15 protein-coding genes are annotated in these 23,569 nt (G+C 53.0%); 11 read left to right on the top strand and 4 right to left on the bottom strand.

Features of this window, described 5'->3' with window-relative positions; translation table 11 throughout:
- Positions 1-16: 16 nt before the first annotated feature.
- From ACYVH9_RS06450 to ACYVH9_RS06430, 5 genes are all read left to right on the top strand, one after another.
- The gene (locus tag ACYVH9_RS06450; protein ID WP_460635475.1) at positions 17-1,030 is read left to right on the top strand and encodes a FecR family protein; all 1,014 of its coding nucleotides are present in this window, start codon (positions 17-19) and stop codon (positions 1,028-1,030) included.
- A gap of 34 nt (positions 1,031-1,064) precedes the next feature.
- The gene (locus ACYVH9_RS06445; protein ID WP_460635474.1) at positions 1,065-4,433 is read left to right on the top strand and encodes a TonB-dependent receptor; all 3,369 of its coding nucleotides are present in this window, start codon (positions 1,065-1,067) and stop codon (positions 4,431-4,433) included.
- Positions 4,434-4,444: 11 nt separating this feature from the next.
- Positions 4,445-5,962 carry a RagB/SusD family nutrient uptake outer membrane protein gene (locus ACYVH9_RS06440; protein WP_460635473.1) on the top strand — a complete coding sequence of 506 codons (1,518 nt, stop codon included), beginning with the start codon at positions 4,445-4,447 and terminating at the stop codon, positions 5,960-5,962.
- A 71-nt stretch (positions 5,963-6,033) separates the two neighbouring features.
- On the top strand, positions 6,034-7,866 hold the full coding sequence (locus ACYVH9_RS06435) for an alkaline phosphatase (protein ID WP_460635472.1): 1,833 nt from the start codon (positions 6,034-6,036) through the stop codon (positions 7,864-7,866).
- 84 nt (positions 7,867-7,950) lie between these two features.
- Entirely contained in the window at positions 7,951-8,763 is an 813-nt protein-coding gene (locus ACYVH9_RS06430) for an HD domain-containing protein (RefSeq protein ID WP_460635471.1), read from the top strand.
- Here the strand turns inward: ACYVH9_RS06430 and uvsE are convergent.
- Positions 8,760-9,701 carry a UV DNA damage repair endonuclease UvsE gene (gene uvsE, locus ACYVH9_RS06425; RefSeq protein WP_460636453.1) on the bottom strand — a complete coding sequence of 314 codons (942 nt, stop codon included), beginning with the start codon at positions 9,699-9,701 and terminating at the stop codon, positions 8,760-8,762. The genes ACYVH9_RS06430 and uvsE overlap by 4 nt on opposite strands.
- A 220-nt stretch (positions 9,702-9,921) precedes the next feature.
- Here uvsE and ACYVH9_RS06420 point away from each other — a divergent pair, with 220 nt between their 5' ends.
- From ACYVH9_RS06420 to ACYVH9_RS06410, 3 genes are all read left to right on the top strand, one after another.
- Positions 9,922-10,248 (top strand): PadR family transcriptional regulator, encoded by a 327-nt coding sequence (locus tag ACYVH9_RS06420; protein ID WP_460635470.1) that lies wholly within the window; start codon positions 9,922-9,924, stop codon positions 10,246-10,248.
- 2 nt (positions 10,249-10,250) lie between these two features.
- The gene (locus ACYVH9_RS06415; RefSeq protein WP_460635469.1) at positions 10,251-12,986 is read left to right on the top strand and encodes an ABC transporter permease; all 2,736 of its coding nucleotides are present in this window, start codon (positions 10,251-10,253) and stop codon (positions 12,984-12,986) included.
- 146 nt (positions 12,987-13,132) lie between these two features.
- On the top strand, positions 13,133-14,146 hold the full coding sequence (locus ACYVH9_RS06410; protein ID WP_460635468.1) for a 3-hydroxyacyl-CoA dehydrogenase family protein: 1,014 nt from the start codon (positions 13,133-13,135) through the stop codon (positions 14,144-14,146).
- A gap of 19 nt (positions 14,147-14,165) precedes the next feature.
- Here the strand turns inward: ACYVH9_RS06410 and ACYVH9_RS06405 are convergent, their stop codons facing one another.
- The gene (locus ACYVH9_RS06405) at positions 14,166-14,489 is read right to left on the bottom strand and encodes a hypothetical protein (protein ID WP_460635467.1); all 324 of its coding nucleotides are present in this window, start codon (positions 14,487-14,489) and stop codon (positions 14,166-14,168) included.
- 445 nt (positions 14,490-14,934) lie between these two features.
- Here ACYVH9_RS06405 and ACYVH9_RS06400 point away from each other — a divergent pair, with 445 nt between their 5' ends.
- The 3 genes from ACYVH9_RS06400 (at position 14,935) to ACYVH9_RS06390 (ending at position 18,274) form a co-directional block, all read left to right on the top strand.
- The gene (locus tag ACYVH9_RS06400; RefSeq protein WP_460635466.1) at positions 14,935-15,594 is read left to right on the top strand and encodes a sugar transferase; all 660 of its coding nucleotides are present in this window, start codon (positions 14,935-14,937) and stop codon (positions 15,592-15,594) included.
- 116 nt (positions 15,595-15,710) lie between these two features.
- Complete coding sequence (locus ACYVH9_RS06395; RefSeq protein WP_460635465.1) at positions 15,711-16,067, top strand: LytR/AlgR family response regulator transcription factor; 357 nt, start codon at positions 15,711-15,713, stop codon at positions 16,065-16,067.
- A gap of 248 nt (positions 16,068-16,315) precedes the next feature.
- A complete protein-coding gene (locus tag ACYVH9_RS06390) occupies positions 16,316-18,274 on the top strand; it encodes an alginate lyase family protein (protein WP_460635464.1) in 1,959 nt (652 codons plus the stop codon).
- Positions 18,275-18,391: 117 nt separating this feature from the next.
- On the opposite strand, the gene ACYVH9_RS06385 is transcribed toward ACYVH9_RS06390, so the two are convergent.
- Both ACYVH9_RS06385 and ACYVH9_RS06380 read right to left on the bottom strand, forming a co-directional pair.
- On the bottom strand, positions 18,392-18,625 hold the full coding sequence (locus ACYVH9_RS06385) for a hypothetical protein (protein ID WP_460635463.1): 234 nt from the start codon (positions 18,623-18,625) through the stop codon (positions 18,392-18,394).
- Positions 18,626-18,913: 288 nt separating this feature from the next.
- Entirely contained in the window at positions 18,914-23,377 is a 4,464-nt protein-coding gene (locus tag ACYVH9_RS06380; RefSeq protein ID WP_460635462.1) for a putative Ig domain-containing protein, read from the bottom strand.
- Between the last annotated feature and the right edge of the window lie 192 nt (positions 23,378-23,569).

The following is a 23,569-nucleotide window of genomic DNA, read 5'->3' as shown; positions in this document are numbered from 1 at the left end:
GGCAAACAGCAGTACATTGGCCTCTTCACAAACCAAAGAATTACTCCGGCGCTACCTGGCCGATCAATGCACGCCCCCCGAACGCAAGCAGGCCGAAGCGTTGCTGGCTACGCAGGAAGGAATAGCCCTTCTGCAGGAGCTGGTCAACGAAACTACGTGGCCCATCCATACCGAGCTTGGAGCCGAAACCGAGTCGGAACGCGCCCTGCACCATCGCGTCTGGAACCGCCTGAAGCAATCTGTTGATGAAACTCAGCCATCAGCCCCAGCGATCCGTCCGTTTCGCCGGTACTGGACGTATGCGGTTGCGGCTGCGCTGGGGGCTCTTTGCCTGTTGTGGTTTTGGCAAACACCTAAACCAAGTTCGGAACCGGTTGCTTTCCGGCAGATTGTGGCTCCTGCAGGTCAGAAGGCCCACGTAAAGCTGCCCGACGGAACGCAGGTCTGGCTGAACGCCCAGAGCCGTCTGCGGTACGCCAGTGTTTTCGGCCAAACCGGTCAACGACTCGTTGAACTGGACGGAGAAGCCTATTTTGACGTTGCACACGATCAACAACATCCGTTCATTGTTCAGAGCGGAACCCTCGCAACGCGCGTGCTCGGCACCCAATTCAACGTCCGGGCTTACGCCGACGATCCCGCCATTGAAGTGGCTGTTCTGAGCGGCAAAGTACGGGTGTCAGACGCCCAGCGCCATTCGGTTCATCTGCTGCCGAACCAAAAAAGCCACTTCGATCGGCATACGCGTACGCTAAAACACCAGACCATTACCAATGCCAACGACTACCGGGCCTGGACAACCGATCAACTCATTCTGAACAACCTGACCATTGCCGAAACCGCCCGCTTACTGAACCGCCGGTTTGCGGTGCAAATACAGGTTCCGCAGGAAAAACTGCGGCATTGTCAGGTAACAACCCGCTTTATCAAACCGTCGTTGCCGGACGTCTTAACCGTGCTCTGTTCATACCTCAACGCAACTTATCAGCAGCGAGGGTCCATCATTACCATTACCGGAAAAGGTTGCTAGTATTTTCAATTCAGTTACTTATGTAATCCTCTTTATGAACAAACTGTATCTCTCACCCCGACAACTCGGTCAACGTCTGCTCCTGGCAGGCTTCCTGATGGCCCAGTGGCCCACGTCGTCACAGGCGGGTCCTACCCGACCCGAACAGATCGTCACGGTACAACTCGTCAACGTCACCCTTCAACAGGCCCTTCAACAACTCGAGACCCAGACCAGCAAACAGTTTGTCTATGGCCCGTCGATCCCTCTTAACCAGCTTGTTACGGTAAAGGCCAGCAAACAAAAGTTAAGCAGCGTCCTGACTGATCTACTGCGTCCGTACGGAATCAGCTACGAGTTGGTCAACAATCATATTGTGCTCCGCAATGCTCCTGCAACGCCAACTACACCATCCGCCCAAAAACAGATTACCGTGACGGGAACCGTAACCGATCAGCAGTCGGGTGATGTTCTACCCGGAGCCAGTGTGGTGGTAAAAGGTCAAAACATGGGGAGCGTTACCAATGCAGAAGGCCAATTCTCCATTAATGTTCCCGATGAGAATACGGTTTTGGTCGTTTCTTTCATTGGTTATGAACCCGTTGAAGTAAAAGTGGGCAACCGTACGCAGCTGGCTATTACCCTCTCCCAATCGGCTCAACAACTCAATGAAATGGTTGTGGTGGGGTATGGCACGCAGCAGAAACGCGATGTATTGGGTGCGGTAGCAACCGTACCAACCAAGGAGATTGGTAGCCGGAACTACAACACGGCCGCCGAAGTTTTGCAGGGTACTTTGCCGGGCGTTACCGTCGTCAATGAAGGCGGTGATCCAACAGCGAACCCCACCATCAAAATCCGGGGAATCGGCTCGCTCAATGACGAAAGTCCCCTGCTGGTTGTCGACGGCGTCATCTTTCCGGGAACGCTGAGTTCCATCAATCCGAACGATATTCAGTCAATCAGCGTCCTGAAAGATGCCTCGGCAGCTATCTACGGTGCCCGGGCGTCGGCGGGTGTGATTCTGGTTACGACCAAGAAAGGAACCAGCGGCCAGATTCGGACAAATATTAACTACCAGCACGGGCTTCAGCAGGTAGCGCGAACGTTGAAACCGCTCGACGCTGCCGGTTTTGCAGACGCCATGAACACGGCCACCGACAACGCCGGTTTGCCGCGGATTGCGGCCTTTGACCCCGCAAGAAACCCAACGGCCCGCACCACCAAAACCGACTGGATGAACGAAATTTTCCAGACCGGAAGCATCTACAACGTTGATGCATCGGTGAGCGGTGGCACCGAAAAATCGACCTTCTTTCTGTCCGGCGGTTACCGCAAGAACGAAGGGATCATGCTGAATACCTTTTCGGATCGGTATACGTTCCGTCTGAACTCCTCGCATCAGCTTTCTAAACGGGTAAAAATCGGCGAAAACCTGGCATACAACGTCAATAACGGCCAAACCGGGAATACCTCCAGTGCTTATACCGGTGCCATCCTGACCGCTATTTTCTACCCACCCAACGCCACGATTTACCGCGAAGACGGCTCAGGACGGTTTGGCGGGGTGCCAGCGAATTTTGCCGGTTCCTACGGTGACCTGATCAACCCCGTTGCCTACCTGAAACGGCTCGACAACCGCAATCCGGTCAGCAACCTGTTTGTCAATCCTTATCTGGAATGGCAAATCATTGATGGGCTAACGTTTCGGAGCAACTGGGGAATCACGCAGATCAAGAACAACCGGAAGCAGTTCAACGTCCGCATTACCGAACCCGGCAAAATATTCGACTTCAACGAATTGTTTCAGAGCAGCTACCAATCGAATGACCTGCTGAACGAACAAACGCTTACCTACAAACGGGCGTTTGGCAGCAAACACAACTTCGATGCCTTACTGGGATACACCTTCCAGAAAACCAAAATCGAATCGTTCGGTATCCGCGGAACGGGCTTCGACAATGAGGACCCGTCGCAGCGGTATCTGGCCAATGCCAAGGAGATTTTCTACGACGCCGACAATACGTACGTCATTGAGCGCGGGCTGGAATCGTACGTTGGCCGGTTGAATTACAGCTTCAACGATAAATATTTGCTGTCGGTTATTGTCCGGCGCGATGGTTCCTCCAAGTTGTTGAGCGCAAACCGGTGGGAATGGTACCCATCCATCTCCGGGGGCTGGCAGCTGGGCGATGAGCCTTTCCTGAAAAACATCCACTGGCTAACCAACCTGAAACTACGTGCCAGCTGGGGCCGGATCGGAAACCTGGCCGGACTGGGTGATTACGCGTACTCGGTGCCACTTACCCAAACGCTGGCGCTCATCGGCTCCGACCCGGCGATCAATCTGGGTTATGCCGAACGATCGCTCTCCAACTCCAACCTCCGCTGGGAAACCTCCACGCAAACGAACATTGGGCTTGATTTTGGCTTGCTGCGCAACCAACTCGTCGGTACCATCGACGTATTTTCGAAGCAAAACCGTAACATGCTGTTTCAGGAGCTATTACCGGGTGTCGCAGGAGCACCGGGCGGACGGACCATCAATGCCGGATCGACCGAAAACCGGGGTATTGAACTGGGGTTGACCTATCAGCGAAACTTCGGCAGTGTGAAATTTGACGTTACCGCCAACGTATCGTTCCTGAAAAATGAAGTAACCGCCCTCCCCCCCGGCCAGGATCTGCAACCCACTGGCTCAACGGTTCGAAGCCTGCCAAACTCCAATTTCCACATTGTCGGTCAGCCGTTTGGCGCGTTCTTCGGCTACCAGACCAACGGTTTGTTTCAATCGGATGACGAAGCCGCCGGGTATGTCAACGCCAACGGTACACGCTATCAGCCCAATGCCAAAGCGGGCGACTTCCGGTTCGTGGATCACAATGGTGACGGAAGAATCGACGACAACGACCGCGTCATTCTGGGCAGCATCCTGCCGACAAAAACGTTCAGTCTGAACAGCAACGTGGGCTACAAAGGGTTTGATCTGAACGTGTTCTTCCAGGGCTCGGCGGGCAATAAAGTATTCAACTCGCTGAAGAATCTGGGCCTGAACCCCGGTGCCTATCCGGGTTATAACATGCTCGACGAAGTAAAAGATGCCTGGAGCCCCACCAATCCCGGTGGAACCATTCCCCGGCTGCGCGCCGGTTCGGACCCCAACAACAACTTTGGCCGGATCTCGGATTTCTACCTGGAAGACGGTAGCTACCTACGGCTGAAGAGCCTGACCCTAGGCTATAACCTGCCACGCACGTTCACCAAGAGCGTCGGAGCGCGGATTTACCTGACCGGTCAGAATTTATTTACCATCACCAAATACTCGGGCATGGACCCCGAAGTCGGCATCAGCAGCTTTGGGCTGGACGTAGCCAAATACCCGCTGGCCCGCGTGTATATGATTGGTGCAAACATTTCTTTCTAACGACGGCTATCATGAACAAGATAAACAAATTCTTTCTGATCGCCCTCGGTGGCCTGACGTTCGGCTGCAACAGCCAGCTGGACCTGGAACCGCAGGGCGCCCCCACCACGGGCAACTTCTGGAAAACGGAAAGCGACGCGCTCGCGGGCGTCAACAGCATCTACGAGCTTTACAGCGACGACGATATGTACGGGCGGGGCTTCTTCTGGCTGAACAATGCCAGTGACGACATCGGTACCAAGCCCCGAGCGAATGCCGAAAACATCAAAAATTTTCAGGTCGACGGCAACGAGTCCGACACGCGGGCCATCTGGGGAAAACATTACCAGGTCATGAAACGCAGCAACGACGTGCTCCGCAACGTACCGGGTATCAGCATGCCGGAAGCGGCCAAAAACCGGATGCTGGGCGAAGCGTATTTCAACCACGCCGTCATGCACCTGGAGCTGGCCTACCGCTATGGCGATGACCGGGCGGGAATTCCGATTCAGGATCGGGAAAATCCGGAGAACATTTACGTTTCGCGGGCGAAAAACATCGCCGAAAATTATGCGTACATCGTGGAGGATCTCAAAAAAGCTGCGGATCTGCTACCCCACTTTTCGGAGTACTCGGCGGAAAACTACGGGCGGGCGCACAAAACGGCGGCCTGGGCGTACCTGGCCCGGACGTATCTGTACGCCAAAGACTGGGCAAACGCCGAGCGATACGCGGACCTGGTGATCAACAGCGGCAAGCACAGCCTGCTGCCCAACTACGAAGACGTGTTTAAAACCGCCAACAACTGGTCACGGGAATACATTTGGTCCGTCACCTCCAGCGCAAAAGACACCCGCGTAGGCTGCATTTTCCCGGGCGTTTGTCTGGAAGATAAAGGTTGGGGTCTGTACAACGGCTGGGGCAACTTCTATCCAACCAGAGAACTCTACGAAGCGTTTCAACCGGGCGACAAACGCCGGGAGGCTACCATCCTTAAAACGGGCGATAAGTTTATGTATTTCGGACAGGAACGAACCTTCAACGTTGGGGCCTTTACGGTTAGCTCCAGCAACCGCACGGGCTACCAGTTTCGCAAGTACATGGAGCCGTACAGTTACGCCAACCCCATCGGCACAACGGTTAATCCGAATGGTGACAAACCATCGACTTCGCTCAACGTGCCGCTGCTTCGTTACGCCGACGTCGTGCTGATGAAAGCCGAAGCCAAGCTGATGCAGAACAAAAATGCCGATGTGGAAATTAATCAGATTCGCACCCGCGCGGGGCTGGCGGCCATCACCGGTGCCAGCATGACCGACCTCAAGCGCGAACGCCGTTGTGAATTCGGTGGCGAATGGACCGACCGCCATTTCGACCTGGTACGTTGGGGCGATGCCCAGCGCGTGTATGCGCAGCCCCTGCACCACGCCGACGGACGGGTGATTTACCCGGCCCGAAACTTCAATCCGCAGGTGATGCACGTATGGCCGATTCCGCCCACGGAAATCCAGAACAGTAAAGGGTCGCTGACCCAAAACCAGGGCTGGTAAAACCAACCCGCTCCATTCGCAAACGCCCCGCCAACGATCACGTTTGGCGGGGCGTTTAAGCAACTCCATCAATGAAACAGTTCTTTTTGCTGGTTATGGGCAGCTGGCTGATAACGGGCGTCGCCTACGCGCAAACCAATGCCACCTACTCGCCAGCACAGGCTCATTCACACAACGATTACGAACAAACCATTCCGTTCTGGCAGGCGTATGATCAGCAGTTCGGCTCCATTGAAGCCGACGTGTACGCCCGGAATGGCAAGCTCTACGTAGCCCACGATTCGGCTGACGTTATGCCCGAACGAACGCTGGAAGCCCTGTACATCAAACCGATGGTTGAGAAGACACGGGCCAACCAAGGCAAAATCTACGCCGATGCGCCGTACAAATTACAATGGCTGATCGATCTGAAATCGCCCGCCCGGCTGGCGCTGCCCCTGCTTGTTCAATCGCTGAGCGCTTACCCCGACGTTTTTGGGGAGAAAGGCCCGGTGACCGTCGTTGTCAGCGGGGCAATTCCCCCACCTGATCAGTTTGCGCAGTATCCCATCTGGCTCCAGTTTGACGGGCGACCGGGTGTTGCGTATACGCCCGAGCAGTTGGCGCACATCGGTCTCATCAGCCAGGATTTTAAGCGGTATACGCGCTGGAACGGCAAGGGATTAATCGTGAAGAAAGAGCGCGAAACCATCCAGGACGTCATCCGGCAGGTGCATCTGCAAAATAAAAAAATACGGTTCTGGGCCACGCCCGACAACATCAACACCTGGAAAACGCTCATGAACCTCGGCGTCGATTTCATCAATACCGACCGGATTGCGCCCCTGGGCGAATTTCTGCGTTTGCGCCAGACCGCCGAATACCAGCACCCAACCCCGCACTCGCTTTACCAACCCACCTACCGCAACAACGACAACCGTAGCCGCGTCAAAAACGTGATTTTGCTGATTGGCGACGGCATGGGACTGGCCCAGATTTACGCCGGGCTGACGGCCAACCGGGGTGATTTGAACCTGGCGAAATTCCTCAACATTGGATTTTCCAAAACCAGTGCAGCCGACACGTACATCACGGATTCGGCCGCCGGAGCCACGGCGATGGCAACCGGTCATAAAACCAACAACCGTGCCATTGGCGTCGATTCGGCGGGAAAAACCGTCACGGCCATCCCCACCCTGATCAAACCGTGGCACATGGTCAGTGGCCTGATTACGGCGGGGGGCGTCACCGATGCCACGCCAGCGGCTTTCTACGCCCACCAGCCCGACCGGATGTTCGAGCGAGAAATTGCCGCCGACTTTCTCCGCAGCCCGGTCCAAATCCTGATTGGTGGCGGTCATCGGTATTTTCAGGAAGAAAAAGTGCTGGATACCCTCCGCCAACGCGGTTATCAGATCGGCACGGCTTTTCAGCAACTCGATGCCCTCAAACCCCCTTTCGTGCTGCTCGACGACCAATCGGTGCTGGCCATGAGCAAGGGCCGGACGGATTTTTTGCAGAAAAGTCTCCGTAAAGCCTTCAAGGAATTGCAATCCAACAAAGCCGGTTTTTTTCTCATGGCCGAAGGGGCGCAGATCGATTACGGCGGCCACGTCAATGATGTCCGCTACGTGGTGCAGGAAATGCTGGACTTTGATCAGGCCATCGGCGACGCCATCCGTTTTGCGGATTCGAACGGCGAAACCCTCGTGATTGTCACCGCCGACCACGAAACGGGCGGCCTTAGCCTGCTGGACGGTGATCTGAAACGGGGCTACGTTGACGGCCATTTCAGTACCAACGATCACTCCGGCGTTATGGTACCGGTTTTTGCCTACGGCCCTCATTCGCTGGATTTCCGGGGAGTTTACGAAAACACCGAAATTCATCACAGAATTATGGCAATCCTGAAAAAGTACCACTGAAAACCGAGGGCGGAAACAGGGTAAAATCAGGTGTTCCATTTGTCGTACTGAGCATCAGGCTGATTGCGTCGAAAACCCGGCCATATGCCAAAGTGTTATTCTGATATGAGCCACTACATCAGGGAGATAGCGGAGCGCTACGGCATCGATCCTGCCCCCGTTTTTGCTGCTTATGCCGAGCCGCAGCGGTATTATCACACCCTTCACCACATTAATTCGATGCTGGCGCGGTGGCACCATTCTCCCTTGGTCTCAACCGATGCACTCGGGATGGCTATCGTATTTCACGACATTTGCTATGACCCCCGAAGCATGCAGAACGAAGCCGACAGTGCCCGGCTCTTCAATCAGCTTTATACAGGAGACAATGACCGTTTTCGAAAGCAGGTAACCGACCTGATCCGGATAACGGATCATACAACCAAGCCCACAACGGTTTTGGAGAGAGCACTCTGCGAATGGGACCTCTGGGCGTACATTTACGGCCCGGTTAGCCAGCTTCTGCAGGACGACTTCCTGATTTTCAAAGAATACCAGCTGTACGACTGGCAGGCGTACCAGCAGGGGCGCATCCGGGTGTTGACCCGGCTCAGCACGAATTCGCTGGTGAACCCCACGCTGGTACAGGCCGTTATCGAGCATAACCAAACCTGGCAACCCCGCATTGCGCTGGCCGTTTTTTCGGCCAACTCGATGCCGACCGACCATTTGCGCGTGATTCGAAAGGTCGAAGACACGTTTGATAAGGTTATTATTGGCATTGTTAATGATCCGGAAAAAACCGTCAGGCTCCCACCCGAACTGAGCTTCCACCAGATAGTCTGGATCGAAGAGCTGTCGGCCGATTTTAGGAACGGTTTTTCGTATCCGGTTACCCTGTTAGACTACGCTCTTTAATCTGTTTTGAGCGCCACAGCTACTTTTTTTACGCTGGCCGGAAGTTCAACTTCATCACCCCGCAAACGCATGACGGCCAACTCCTTCATTTTCGACTCAAAGACAATATCGACCTCTTTGCCGTAGGTCTTTACGGTCGAATACAGCCAGTCGGCATGGGCTTCCCGGCGGGCCCGGGGGTCTTCGCGGTTTTGCCGCGAATCGGAGTAGTGAAAAACCGGGCGCACATCCCAGGTTGCGTAGGCGGCCAGAAAAGCCTCCTCTTCGGTTTGCTCCCCGGGATTCAGGGAATGATGAAAATAATCAAACACAATCGGAATGCCCGTAACTTCGTGAAGTGACACCAGATCCGCCACCGTATACAAACTGGGCCGATCGTCGTTTTCCACGGTCAGACGGGCGCGCAGGTTTTTCGATAGCAGCTGAAAATTCTGGGCAAACCGCCCCATCGTTGCGGCTTTATCGCCGTAGGTTCCACCGACATGAATATTGATTTTGTTCCAGTGCGACGGTTTCAGACCCATTAGATCAAACAGCTCCGACTGGTATTCCAGGTCTTTGATGGTATTGGCCAGCACCTTTTCCTGACCAGCCAAATGATTGAACGGACCCGGATGAGTGGTGAGCCGGATGGGCCGTCGGCCAATTTCTTCCAGCGTAGCCCGAATGGCTGGAAAATCCGGCAAGTCCGCAATCCGGTATTCCGACGCCCACGGAAAAAGCTCGGAAGAAATCCGGAATAGCCCAAAACCGTGTTCGATGTTCCAGTCGACGATGGTTAGCAAATCCAGCGTATTTTTCAGCGCCAGTTCCGAAGCGTAGGCGATTCCCCGCTCCGTAAACGTTTTCTTGATCATCCCCCGTGTGGTGGTGATCTTACGGGCCTGTAAGCTCAGGTTGATACAGGCATACCCCATGTTCAGCGGTGTCATCGTCATACTACCGTAACCGTCAATTGCTCCGTACGGTTTTGAAGCTCCCAGCAAAGCCCTAGTCAGCCAACCCATCGTCAGCGGTTTCCGCTGTCCATAATGGTACAGCCGCTTGTCCGTTTCTGGACATGGGCCAAACTCAAACCCGCGTTATTTGCTCGCCAAGGGCTTTTTTTGAGTCTGGCAAGGCATTTGTTTAGCAAATAACAAGGAAATACTACTTGACATGGGCAGACCGTATTTGGGCGAGTTTGAAGAATTGGTTTTACTGGCCGTTGCGGTGCTGGACGGCGGAGCCTACGGCGTAACGATTGCGGCTGAACTGAAACACCGGACGGACCGGACGATCAGCCTCAGTGGCGTACACATTGCGCTCTACCGACTGGAAGAAAAAGGATTCGTTCGGTCGGAACTGGGCGGTGCTACGGCCGCGCGGGGTGGTCGGCGAAAACGGTTATTTCGGATTACCGCCACCGGCCAGCAAACCCTGAACGAAATGCGGCACGTACGCAACGACCTTTGGAACGCCATTCCTAACCCTTCTTTATCGTAACCATGCACCCCGCCAATTCCAACGAACCGAATAAAGCCATGCCGCCCGCCTGGGCAGACCGCTTCCTGAAGGCAGTCTGCCCTTCCCACCTGCTGGAAGAATTGCTGGGTGATCTGCACGAGCAGTTTGCCGATCAGGTCGACGAAGTGGGCGTTCAGCAGGCCCGTCGCCTGTACTGGCTGGAGGTGGTCAAATTCTGCCGGCCGTATTTTCTGAAACAACGCGCCCGGGCGCTAACCGATCCGGAGCCTGCTGTTCCGCAACGGTTTTCGTCCACTGACACAAACTCTTTTTTTCTCCATCCCGCTATGCTTCGTAACTACGTAAAAATTGCCTTGCGCACCCTCTGGAAAAGCAAAGGTTATGCCGCCATCAATGTGGTGGGGCTGTCGGTGGCTTTCTGCATCTGCGTTTTCCTTTTCCTGACCTCCTATCTGCAACTGACGTATGATTCGTTTCATCGGGATGGCGACCGGATTTTTCAGACGTATTTCTTTTTCAATGACCCCGAAAAAGCCGTTCGGAGCGGCTCCATGCCCCTGCCATTCCGGCCCGCTTTAAAGGCGACGTTTCCGGAAGTTGAAGCGGCTGCCCGCATTCAGGCCGGGCGAAAGAGCCTGGTGGAAGTCAACGGGAAGTACTTTGACAAACTGCTCGTCGAAACCGATGCCGATTTTCTAAACCTCTTTTCGTTTCCGCTCGTCCACGGTGACCGCGAACTGGCTCTCCGCGATCTGAGCAGCCTTGTGATCAGCGAAAACATGGCCCGAACGGTTTTTGGTGCCGATAATCCGATCGGGAAAACCGTGCTGGTTGGCAGTGAGGGCAACCAGAAACAGTACGTAGTGAGTGGCGTCATCGGCGACGCCCCCCACAATTCCTCCATTCAGTACGACGCCCTGATTCGGATTGAGAGCTCGCCCACCTACCAGGCCAACAAAGACAACTGGACCAACAACACGCACACGGTTTTCATCAAACTGGCTCCGCAGGTCAGTCAGGCTACGTTTGAAAACCGGCTGAAACCGTTTGCCCAGACGTATTTCCCCGGCGTGCTGCGCGACCTGAAAAAAAAAGGGGCCCAGCCGGATCAGCGGGGGGATGTGTTTGCCCTGAGGCTCCAACCACTCGCCAATGTTCATTTTGACCGCGACATTGCCAGCGGCAAAGGAGCGCCAATTGCCATTGTTTACACCCTGCTGGGGATTGCCTTTTTTATTCTGCTGATTGCCTGCATCAACTTCATTAACCTGAGCGTGGCCCGTTCGTTCACCCGCGCCCGGGAGGTGGGCGTTCGCAAGTCGCTGGGCGCCCTGAAAAGCCAGCTTTTTGGTCAGATCTGGGGCGAAACCACCCTGATTTGCCTGATCGGTTTTTTGCTGGGAATTGCCCTCACCTACGGGTTGCTGCCCCAGTTCAATGCCACCTTCGATGCCAGACTTCAGTTCAGTCACCTGCTTACGCCCGGTTTTGTTGGTTGGATTCTGGGCGTCTTTCTGGTGGTAACCCTGGTTGCGGGCGGCTACCCGGCCTGGCAAATGACCAAGTTCAATACCGTGGAAGTGCTGAAAGGCAAAGTTTCCTTAAAACGGCCCGGCATTCTCCGCAATTCGTTGATCGTAACGCAGTTTGCCCTTTCCTGCCTATTGGCCTGCTGCACCATCATTGCAACCCAGCAAGTGAATTTCCTACGTTCCAGACCGCTGGGCTTTCAGAAAGAACAGGTCATCAGTATCCCGGTCGGCACGCAGGTGAATGGGCGGCAGGCCCTGCAACGGCTGCGTAACAAACTGGCCACCGATCCGTCGATACTGTCCATTACCGGTTCTGGCATCAATATTGGCCGGGGGCTGGACCGCGTCAGTTCCAGGTCTACCATAGGCTTCACGTACAAAGGCAAAGATGTTTCCACAGACTGGCTCCTGGTTGACTACGATTACCTGAAAACGTTGAATATGAAAACCGTAGCCGGACGTGATTTCGACCGGGCTTACGCAACGGATTCGGTCAACCGGGTGGTAATTACGGCAAGCCTGGCCCGGCAGATGGGCGAAAAGAACCCCATTGGCAGCCTTTTGGGTGACGATGCCGACTCCACCGAGAATAAAATGCAAATCATTGGGGTGATTCCCGATTTTCACCTTTACTCCCTCGCCGACGAAGCTCGCCCCATTACCCTGCACCTGTCGAATTCGGAGCCGGTTCACTATATTTTTGTGCGGGTTACTCCGCAGAGCCTGGCCGGATCGATGGACAAGTTAAAAACCGTCTGGCAGGAGGTGGCTCCGCAGTCGGAATTTATGGCTACGTTTCTGGATAAAAATGTTGACGCCTGGTACCAGAACGAAGAAAAAATGGCCCAGATCTGTAGCCTGGCGTCGGGCATTGCTATTCTGCTGTCGTGCCTGGGCCTGTTTGCCGTGGCCCTGATGGTGATCGAGCAGCGAACCAAAGAAATTGGCATCCGGAAAGTGATGGGGGCCAGCATTCCAAGCATCGTTCTGGTGCTTTCGCGGGATTTTGTCAAACTGGTAATCATTGCCCTGCTAATTGCCTCCCCCATCGCCTGGTTTCTGATGACTACGTGGTTGAGCAATTACCGGCAACGCATCGAGGTAAGCATCTGGGTATTCCTTGGTGTTGGCCTGGCAGCCCTGCTGATCGCTCTTCTCACGGTTGGTTTTCAAACCGTCAGAGCCGCCTTGGTGAATCCGGTCAGAAGCCTGCGCAGCGAGTAGCTGTCAGCGATGCTTTCGCTCAGGACCTCCAGTTTCTTCAAACGCCGAACGGTTTTAACTGAATCCATTGACTTCTTACGGTTTTAGAAGTAGGTTTAGGTCCTAACCCGTTGCTTCTCTTGTACGCAGAAGCAAAACCGATCAGCATGGAAAAAGAAGAAAACCGGTCGTTTGTTTTTTCGACCAACCCATCCGAGGTCACCGTGGGTGTTGTGGGGCTGGGGCTCATGGGATGCAGCATTGCCACCTGCCTGCTGATGGCGGGCCATCCGGTGGTAGCCATTGCACCGATTCCGTCCGATGTAGACACCGCCGAACCCCGCATCCGGGAGCACCTGACCAAATCGTTCACCGAAGGACTATGCCCGCAACAACCGGAGCATTATTTGAGAAATCTGACGGTTTCGGAAGCGTACGGTTTTCTGAAAGATTCTTTGCTGGTCATTGAGTGCACCCTGGAAGAGCTGGCGATCAAGCGGCAGGTGTACCAGAAAATTGAAGCCGTTGTGGCCAGCAACACGGTAATTACCAGCAACACCTCGGCCATTCCGATCAGTATCTTGCAGCAGGACACATTGCACCCCGAACGGTTTTTGGGCTTACACTGGGCCGAACCATCGCACGTAACACGTTTCCTCGAAATCATCTGTGGTGATGCCAGCGACCAGCGGCCTGCCGAATGGCTCTATCAACTCTCTCACCACTGGGGCAAGGAACCGACGCTGGTCCGGAAAGATATTCGGGGATTTATCACCAACCGGCTGATGTATGCCATGTACCGCGAAGCGTTCTATCTGGTGGAAAATGGCTATGCTTCCATTGATGACGTCGATCGGGCCTGTCGCAACAATGCCGGTTACTGGATGACGCTGGTTGGTGTGTTCCGGTGGATGGACCTCACCGGCGTACCGGCCTACCATGCCGTGATGAAAGACCTCTTTCCGACCCTGAACACCAGCACAGAAGTGCCCAAACTAATTGACGATCTGGTCAGGGAGGGAGCCAAAGGCGTACAGAACGCACACGGTTTTTATGACTACACACCGGAGGAAGCGCGCTTGTGGCGCGAAACCTTTGAGGAGTTCAGTTACGAGATTCGGCGGCTGGCGCTAAAGTATCCGGTTGATGTCGTAAAGAAGAAATTGAACGAACCCGATTAAAGCCTCGGGCTTGCCTTTATTAACGGCTACTGAAAGCAATTCCTAAACTGGTCAATTTTCTAGACAACTTAGTGAGTATTTCCTGGAAAAACCCGCCGGTAGAACGCGACGGTATAGCTGCTTTTTGTTTTTTTTCGGCCAGCACGCTTTTGAGAGTACTATTTCTTCGTTTAAAATAAATCACCGAATCGTCATATACACGAATGATGGATAAAGTATCTTCCCGGGCAACCTGATTGGTAGTAATCAGGGCTGCAAGGTAAGCACGGGCATCTTTTTCAGTATCGGTGTAGGTCAGAGTTGTGTTTTTGCCGTCATGGTGAACAGCGATAAAATCTTTCATAGAGATGGTAGCATCAAAAGTGTCTGTGCAATACTACGAAAGTAAGTATTTATACGCATTAAAAACCGCTTAAACCTTTTAACATTCTTAGGATATTTTTATCTAAAGGTTGCAATTAATAAAGATTGGTTACAAATGAACAAGAGGCTCTTCCGCGTCAACCACTTGCTCACTTTTACCATGAGAAGTTGAAAATCGAAAAAACGAGGACTATCATTGTCTGATAAATACCCTAACACCCAAGCCGCTGAAGACGCAACTAGTTTCTGTTGCCGTTCATAACCCGCCCAAAACGGGAAAAAGTCATTTTTGGCCACCGACCCTATTATAGAACTTACCGCCCCTGCCTGCTGACAGCAACACAAATACTGTCTGTTAAATATATTTTATTCATCATTCCGTTTGCCCAGCGAAATACGATACAACTCCTTTAAACTCAACGTGTATGATAAGCAGTATGGACCCCGGAGCTTATGTGCTTCCTTCCCAACTGGAACAGCCTCCCAGAAAACTAGCGGGTGTTTACGCCCTGGTTGGCAAACGTTTCGTTGATCTCTTCCTAACGATTCTGATTACGCTTCTTGTCCTCATCTGGCTCGTGCCCCTTATTGCGCTGGCCATCGTGCTTACGTCGCCGGGGCCTGCTTTTTTCGTACAAGTTCGTACAGGGCGAAACGGTCGCCCATTCCGCTGCCTGAAATTCCGGACCACCAGGCATCTGATTCCTTCAGGACTGCGATCGGTACCCGACAGCCGGTTGCGTGAAACTCCCGTTGGTCATTGGCTGCGCGCTTCACGGCTGGACAGACTTCCTCAGTTTGCCTATGTATTGACGGGTGACATGAGCATCGTTGGTCCCCGCCCCCAATCCATTCAGCACGATGCCCAATTCTGGAACACTCCCGGGTATCGAAACCGTCACATCATGTCCCCGGGAATTTTCAGCCTGGCTGAGACCCGCATCGGTCAGCCCAGCGAATCGGACGTAAGGCAACATCTGAATACCATCCGGTATGATGGCTGGTACCTGAACCGGTATTCCTTCCTGCTGGATCTAAAAATCTGCTGGTGGGCCATTAGCGGTTCTATGAAATCCAAAGGCTGATTTTCAACCCACTAGAATTAACAGACAATAAATGTAACCACTGAACACAATAAAGTAACACAATGGCATAGAGTTTGCTCTCGGTTAGGAAAGCGATGCACTCAACGTTACTTTCTATGAATAGCACACGTACCAGCATTAAAGTCAGAGATCGCAGGGGGCGAGCCATTACGATACCCGCTAAGCAAATCCTCTTTTTTGAGGGCTGGAGCAACTACAGTCGTATTTTTCTTAGTAAGCAGCATGGCTTTGTTTCCAGCTATACTTTGAAGGAGCAGCAGGAATATCACCCAACGTTCTGGCGCATTTCGCGTTCACATCTGGTCAACCCGGAGCATATCGTGCAGATGGACTTGCACGATATGCACAATAGCTGGGTTGAATTATCAGACGAGACACGTCTATCCGTAAGCCGCCGAAGAGTGAAGTCAATCCTTTCCTTGGCCAAACACCTGAATCAGGCTCTTTCCTAACGCATTACCGATAACGAACCGGCGCGGCCCGTTATCAATCCGATTATTCTATTTACTCAACGGTTTATGAAAAAAGCATGGCTGGGGCGTTGTTTCGGCATTCGTTGAAACAACGCTCCCAGTCACTGCAAGTATCTTCCGAAGCCGCTTCAACGCATTTGCCATCCGGCCCTACGGAGCTGGTGCGACAGATGGCCATTCTGTCTTCAGTGCGCTGGCCTTGTTGACTTATCCAACGTGCAACGACTATGTTGAATCGGTACCACAGGTTATATGACCGGCTGCAATCTTCAACGACGACAGACCTCGTTTCTCGTCTTCAGCGGTATTTCTGGAAAAGAATCCATAAAAAACAGATCGGCTGGACGCCCTCTATCACCCTTGCCTCGTGGCCAGCCACCCTGTTCTATCCACCAATCGACACCTTTCCGACTATATTCTTCCCACTCCAACAGAAGCTATTCGAGCATGTCATCCATTACAATTACCCCATTGACTGGCACCTCGATATCAGTGCCAACAAGCGTTTCCCATTAACTTACGCACCAGAAATCACCCTCCGTGATGCTGATCTGGTAAGCGCCGGGTATGTCTGGGAACTCAACCGGCTCTCTTTCCTGCCGACCCTGGCCATGCGCTACCGGATTACGGATGATCCTGGCGAGCTAAACCGCCTGATCACTACGCTTTCTTCCTGGATCAGGGCTAACCCGTATCTGCTTGGCATCAACTGGATCAGCAACCTGGACGTATCGATTCGACTGATCAACTGGTTTGTATGCTGGAATATACTGGATGCTTCTGTCCTGGTAAAAACCAGCCCGGTGTTTCAGGCGTTTGTAGAATCGACCTGGCTTCCGGCCATTTATCAGCACTGCCTTTATTGCCGTCAGCACCTTTCCTTCTACACCGCTGCTATCCATCAGCGTATCGCTGGTTATGCGGGGCTATTCATTGCCAGCTCGTTCTGGCCTTTCCCGGAGTCGTCTGCCTGGCAGGCATTTGCCCGAAACGGCCTGGAACGGGAAATGATGCACCAACAGCGTTTTAAAAACCTTACGCGGCACACAACCGCCGATTACCTGCAATTGACCACCGATGCGTTCCTAATTGCTTATCGCACCGGGCAGCAAACCCGTAATCCATTTTCGAGCGTATATACCCAAGAGTTGCAAAACCTCTTCCAGTACCTGGCTCATCTGCTCAGCGAACAGGGATTGGCTCCTCATTTCGGCGATGAGGGAAGCGGTCGGCTGTGGAATGTCGATGACCATACACCTTTTACAAATGCTCAATCGCTGCTCACGTCGGGCGCCATTCTATTCGGCAATCCGGTTTTCAAGCAGCAATCGCACGGATTTGACCTCAAAAACAGCTTACTTTTTGGAATCGAAGGGCAACAGCGATTCGCGGCTATTCCAGAAACCGAAAGTGGTTTGAACAGTCATTTTTACCCGGAAGAAGGTCACTTTATCCTGCGCAAACGGGAGAGTAAATCCAGCGAAATCTACGTTCATTTCAACGCGACGTCACTGCACCATCCGGCAGCCGCCCTGCACGGTCATGCCGATGCGCTATCGTTTACGCTCCACATCGACGGGCAGCCTTTTTTTGTGGATTCCGGTACGTATTGCCCAGCCGACAATTCGGAATGGCGACGGTATTTTGTCGGCACCCGCGCCCACAACACGGTTTGCCTCGACCAGCAGGATCAGGCCCTGCTGGATCCTAATTTACGGTGGTTAAAACCGTATTCCATCACTGTTCAGAAAGCCGAATCGAGAGACCAGACCGATGAGGTGGTTGCTTCTCACAATGGGTATCGCCGAATCGGCTGTTGGCACCAGCGGAGAATGATCTTTGACAAGCCGAGAAACTGGCTGAGTATTGAAGACCGGGTGGTCAACAAACGCCGGGACACGCATACCGTTGAAGTCCTTTTTCACGCCCATCCCGACATTCGGTTCCGGGCCAAAGGGCCGCACCATTTTGTGCTATCGCACCCCCAAACCAAGCGTCTGGTCAACCTCCAAATTGACACCTCCTTGCGGGTAGAAGTTGTGAATGGGCAGACGTATCCCACCATTCTGGGTTGGTATTCCCCCCGCTTATACCAAAAGAAAGCAACCTGCGTTTTCAGGGCCTACCTGACGCTGGGGCCCCAACAAAAAGTAGAACTGAAGCACCAAATAATGGTCCAGTCGTAAACTTCAGTTAATAACGGATTTATTAGTAGTAACATGGATAGAGTATTTCAGAAAAAAACCAGTCAATTGACTGGTTTTTTCTTGCTAACTAACCTGATATTCTATCCAATAAATGCATCAATTTCCATATAGCAACCGGAACCCCTTTTCGTGCATCTGACGGGCAATATCAGGCGTAACAACCAGGAACGAGCTGTTGCCTTGAGCAACAATCTGAGCGTTGAGCCCTTCCATAAAAAACTTATTTGCACAGCTGATTGCCTGTGGCAAACTCGTAAAAAAATAGGAAGATAGATTCGCGTATGTCAGATTATCAACCATGAGCTTTGGCATTTCCTTGATTGCATTCATTCAAGTACAGTTACGGTAGGTAAGACAGTTCAAAGGTAATTATTTACAATAAAATTAAGTACTAATACTCAAAAATATGATTAAACGGTATGCATATAACCGCTTCACAACGGCTCAAAATAAACCAAATTGACCTTAAATACCAAAACAGCAAATAAATTTTCCCATTTTGCCAGACTAATTTACCAATTCAATTCCTACCAAGTTCACCCCGTTTTTGGTTCCATAACTGCAAAAAAAGCGGTACCGAAAAATTCCGGTACCGCTTCATCGAATAACTTTTTGAGCCTAGTGTTTTAACAGCTTCACCGTAGCGGCTTGCCCTTCGCTGCTCACCCGCAAGATCAGGATTCCGGTCGGTACGGTTTTCAGTTGAAATGATTGCGTTTCCACGAGACTGGCCTTTTCGATCTGCCGCTCTCCGACCAATTGCCCTTTCAAATCCGTGATCTGGAACTGAACCGCCCGGTCTTCAGCGCCCCGAACTTCAACAACAACCTGGTCACTAACCGGATTGCCCAAAACCGTTACGTTTAAACCGTTACCAGCCGATTCGGCCGACAGCCGTGCCGAGGGCGACGAGCAGGTCAGGGTTTTGGGTGCCCACATCAACGTGTACGTTGAGTTCAACACTTTTGCGCTGATGACATGGGGCTTTTTATCCTTCAAAAAAGCCGGCGTTACGAAACTGTAGGCATGGCGTCCATCGCCCTTACCGGCATCTTTCAAATCTATTCTGAAAATGCCAGCTTCGGTTGTGCCGATTGAATTGCCATCGGCATAAAACTCAACTGTCATCGGTGTGTTGGGCTTTTTTCGATCCCAGACCCAGCCCCGGATTGTCCCACACTCGACTTTGTCCAGAAAACCTTCGAACTCGCCGGTTACGACTTCCGGTTTGGGTGAATCCGACGGTTGTACGGTTAGCTGGAAATAAATCGTCACCGTTGCTCCTTCATTATCGGTAGCCGTCACGGCAATCGTCGCCGTCGTAACCGACGTCAATATACCGGAAATAGATTTTGGACTGTTGTTAAAAATCAGACCGGTTGGCAACCCCGCGACTTCGATTTTTGCGATATACCCATCCGGGTCGTTAAACAAATCCGGCCCAAAGGTGTAGGTAAACGCCTTGCCCACCGTGGCCGTCTGGTCGGGAATAGGCCGGGCCGCAACGGGTGGCCGATTCTGATTCGGAGACTGACCCGGGGTTATGGTCAACCGGAACGACGTGGTGACCCAGTCGCCGTGGTTATCAGTCGCTTTTACAATAACGGTCGTCGTTGTCGGTTCGTCCGAGCCCCGACCGGCTACGGCTACCGGCGAAATTGGTGTACCGCTGATCACGCGAACGGGCTGGCTGTAGGTCAATCCATCGGGCAGGATACTTGTTACCTCCACTTTGACGATAGAACCGTCGGGATCCGTAAAGATATTGTCAGCAATTGCGTACATAAACGCCTGCCCAACGGTGGCCGTCTGGTCGGGAATCGTATTATTGACCTGCGGAGGCTGATTCCCCGGCGTCGTCACCAGTAGCTCAAAACGAGCCGTGACCGTTGCTCCTTCATTATCAGTTGCCGTTACAACAATGGTAGTGGTTCCGGGCTGGGTCAACTGGCCGGAAATCGTTCGGGTGTCCGCCTGGTATTCCAATCCCGCTGGCAACCCACTGACCGCAATGCTAGCGATACTTCCATCAGGGTCCGAAAAGGTTTCGAGCGGAATCTGTAATGTAAACGTCTGACCCACAAGCGCCGTCTGATCAACGGGAGGCTGAGCTACAACGGGTGGTTTGTTCGTACTTGGCTCCTGAGTCGGCTGCGCTTCAATGGTCAACGTAAAGCTAGTCGATACCGAAGCCGCCAGCGCATCCGTAGCGGTTACGGTCACGGTGGCAACACCGGGCTGAACCGGTTTTCCACTGATTTTCCGATTCGTCTGGTTATACGACAACCCCTCCGGCAGACCGTTTACCCGAACGCTGGCCAGGTTATTATCCGGATCGGTGAACGTATTATCGGCAATGGTGAAGGCAAACTCCTGACCCACCGTAGCGGTTTGGTTCGCAATCGGACGATTAACGACGGGCGGGCGGTTGGATGGAGTCGCCGATACGATGACGGACACGGTAGCGGGCGTGTAACCGCCCTCACCGTTGGATACGATCAAACTAGCGGTAAATGTCCCTAACTGGTTCGGTGTTCCTCTGAACGTACGGGTCGGCTGGTGGTAGGTCAGCCCGGCAACGCCACCCGACACGGCATAGATTAGTTTTTTACCATCCTCATGAACAAATTCTGGAATGGTGTAGGTGAACGGCGTATTCAGATAAGCATTCTGAACCGGAATGGAAACCGCAACCGGTGGCTTATTGGCCGGATTGGTTGATTGGGCCGTATGCGACGGGCAATTCAACGTTTGGGGTGATCCCTGCAGATAAAACTCCGAGCGTTCCACCCGAACCCGGATCGTATGGGGCTTTCCGTCTTTAAGGCTGGCCGGGATAACGAACTGATACCCGTGCAAACCGTTTCCCTTTTGAGCTGCCACCAGATCGGTTCGATACACATTGGCGGATATTTTTCCAACAACGTTCGTTCCATCAAGAATTTCAATGGGTATCGGTGTATTGGGCAGATTGCGGTCCCAGACCCAGCCCCAGATATCGCCTTCACAATTGTACGTATCCAGATAGCCTTCGAAACTGCCGGTCCGAACGGGTCCCGGTTCTGGAGTCGCTTCTTTAACGGTCACCTGAAACGTCACACTAGCCGTTAATCCCGCCGGATCGGCGGCCGCATAAGTCAGCGAAAAAACACCCGCCGTAGTCGGTGTCCCGCGCAAAATATTGGTTTCGGCTGAATAACTAAGCCCCGCCGGAACACCCTGCAATGAATGAACGAGTGGTTGCCCTTCCGGATCGCTGAACAAGGGCAAGGTGTACGTCAGCAGGTTACCAACCTGCCCGGCTTGGTCGGCCAGCACCGGAGCCACCGGCGGCAGGTTAGTGCCCGCCGGATCCGTGATCGTCAGCCGGAACGTACCCGTTCCCGTACCTCCCTTATCGTCACGAGCCGTCAGCGTTACCAGCGTTGCGCCCGCCCGGGTCGGAACCCCGCTAAACTCGCCCGTGCTGCTGTTCCACCGGATACCTTCCGGCAAACCGCTGGCTTCGACACTGACCACCTGACCGTCGGGATCCGTAAAAGCCTGCCCAACCGAATAGCTGAACGGTTGATCAACCACCGCTGTCTGATCCGTTAAGGGCTGCGTCAACTCCGGCACCTTGTTGAGGACCGGCGGTGCATTTCGCAGCAGATCTTCATCAATTTCAATCAAAACCGGCTTTATTCCATTCTGGTAATACCGTTGATTCCAGCGCTCCAACGCCACATTAGGCGATTTTAAGATTTCCGACAATTTATAGCTGGTGGGGTTCCCGGCCGTCTGAACGTTCGTCACCTTTTTCTTGAGCAGACCATTTCTGTTGACCCTGGCGATGATGTCCTCCAGCTTCCAGCGCGCTCCCTGCGCGAAGAAATTAGCCATTGTAATCATCTTGGCACCGTGTTCGTAGCACTGGACCACCTGCTCGTAGTATCGATCAGTCGAAACGGTATTGTAAAACATCCCGTCGACAGCATTGATCATGAAAGCGCCCGGCTTGAGATTGGACCGCACCACATCCATCGAAAACCGGTGATTGTAGTCGGGGCCGTCGTTAAATTTAAGCCCATCAGCCGATTGGGCCAGGTCTCGAAAAGCGTACGTTGCCCGCAGGCCCGATAGCCGATCCCAGGTGCAACCGTGTTGGTTGACCACCACAATATCGTTATCCACGCCCTTGATAATTCCGTTGATCCGGTCAATAAACTTCTTCAACTGACCGTGCCGGAAAACGTACCAGTCTTCGCCCCGTACGCCCGTATGCGAGGCATAGGGATCGTTGACATTATTCGCGGGCGGCCTAACTCGGCTCCACTGGCTAAAGTCGGTTCCCCAGCGCTGATTGAGCTGCGATAACGTAAAGCGGCCCTGTAGAAATTGCCGAAAAGCCTCCAATTCATAGTACCCGTAGTCATACGGCACGATGTATTTCCCCCTTGACGTCGGGGGATCATACACCGGTGAGTACTCCGATTCCAGGGCGGGAGAAGAAACCACCGAGAAAAACAGCAGCCGCTTCTGTTGCTGAAGATAGCGATACCGGCTGGCGACCTCCCGCACAAACTCCCCGGCGCGTTCGATGGTAGGCTGGTGCGAGTACGAAAACTGAACGATTCCGTGACTGATACTCCGCGAACTGTCGGCGGCCTGCATGGTCTCGTGAACACCCCAGAAACCGCCGAGCTTGTACGCTTCACGCCCGATATGAACCCGTAACGCGATCATCAGCCCCAATCGCTGCGCGGTATGAACGTGCGAATCGACCACATCCCATTTGGGTTGACTGTTGACGCTTGCATAAACCTGGTCCCAGTTGATCGTAATTTCAACGGCATTGCAGCCAATCCGGGCGGAGTGCTCAATCCGCTCATCATCGACGCGCGGATCGGTCTCAAAGTTAAAAATTGTCAGACCGATGTAACGGTTCGAGTCGAGCGTCGGCGAGGCACCACGAACTTTTTTGGGAGAAATAACCGATGCCTTGTCGACCGAATGAGCTTGTCCAACGTGGAAAGTGAGCGCAAGAAGCATGGACATAGCGATGCCATGCCACAACGAGTGGATAGGTAATTTTCGAAACATAATAACGTTGAGAGATTTACATACTACTAACTTGTAGAGTTCTAAGTGGATGCTCTACGTTTACTTTACTATCGTTACAACCTTCGGACACTGTGCCCAAACGGATTATAACTCTTGCTGCAATCCGTTCTATATCCTATGACAACAATACCATTTGGTTGCAATTTGAAGCCTACAAAATAGGTGCCAACG

The organism is Larkinella harenae (genome assembly GCF_054780515.1).
Note: the sequence above shows the minus strand (reverse complement) of the source record. Positions and strands in the feature narration are given on the sequence as shown.

Coding starts and splice junctions, on each gene's coding strand:
- ACYVH9_RS06385 (WP_460635463.1), bottom strand. CDS start 18,625: ATGAATGCAATCAAGGAAATGCCAAAGCTCATGGTTGATAATCTGACA.
- ACYVH9_RS06415 (WP_460635469.1), top strand. CDS start 10,251: ATGCACCCCGCCAATTCCAACGAACCGAATAAAGCCATGCCGCCCGCC.
- ACYVH9_RS06395 (WP_460635465.1), top strand. CDS start 15,711: ATGAATAGCACACGTACCAGCATTAAAGTCAGAGATCGCAGGGGGCGA.
- ACYVH9_RS06405 (WP_460635467.1), bottom strand. CDS start 14,489: ATGAAAGATTTTATCGCTGTTCACCATGACGGCAAAAACACAACTCTG.
- ACYVH9_RS06445 (WP_460635474.1), top strand. CDS start 1,065: ATGAACAAACTGTATCTCTCACCCCGACAACTCGGTCAACGTCTGCTC.
- ACYVH9_RS06440 (WP_460635473.1), top strand. CDS start 4,445: ATGAACAAGATAAACAAATTCTTTCTGATCGCCCTCGGTGGCCTGACG.
- ACYVH9_RS06430 (WP_460635471.1), top strand. CDS start 7,951: ATGCCAAAGTGTTATTCTGATATGAGCCACTACATCAGGGAGATAGCG.
- ACYVH9_RS06420 (WP_460635470.1), top strand. CDS start 9,922: ATGGGCAGACCGTATTTGGGCGAGTTTGAAGAATTGGTTTTACTGGCC.
- ACYVH9_RS06380 (WP_460635462.1), bottom strand. CDS start 23,377: ATGTTTCGAAAATTACCTATCCACTCGTTGTGGCATGGCATCGCTATG.
- ACYVH9_RS06400 (WP_460635466.1), top strand. CDS start 14,935: ATGATAAGCAGTATGGACCCCGGAGCTTATGTGCTTCCTTCCCAACTG.
- uvsE (WP_460636453.1), bottom strand. CDS start 9,701: ATGACGATGACACCGCTGAACATGGGGTATGCCTGTATCAACCTGAGC.
- ACYVH9_RS06410 (WP_460635468.1), top strand. CDS start 13,133: ATGGAAAAAGAAGAAAACCGGTCGTTTGTTTTTTCGACCAACCCATCC.
- ACYVH9_RS06390 (WP_460635464.1), top strand. CDS start 16,316: ATGTTGAATCGGTACCACAGGTTATATGACCGGCTGCAATCTTCAACG.
- ACYVH9_RS06435 (WP_460635472.1), top strand. CDS start 6,034: ATGAAACAGTTCTTTTTGCTGGTTATGGGCAGCTGGCTGATAACGGGC.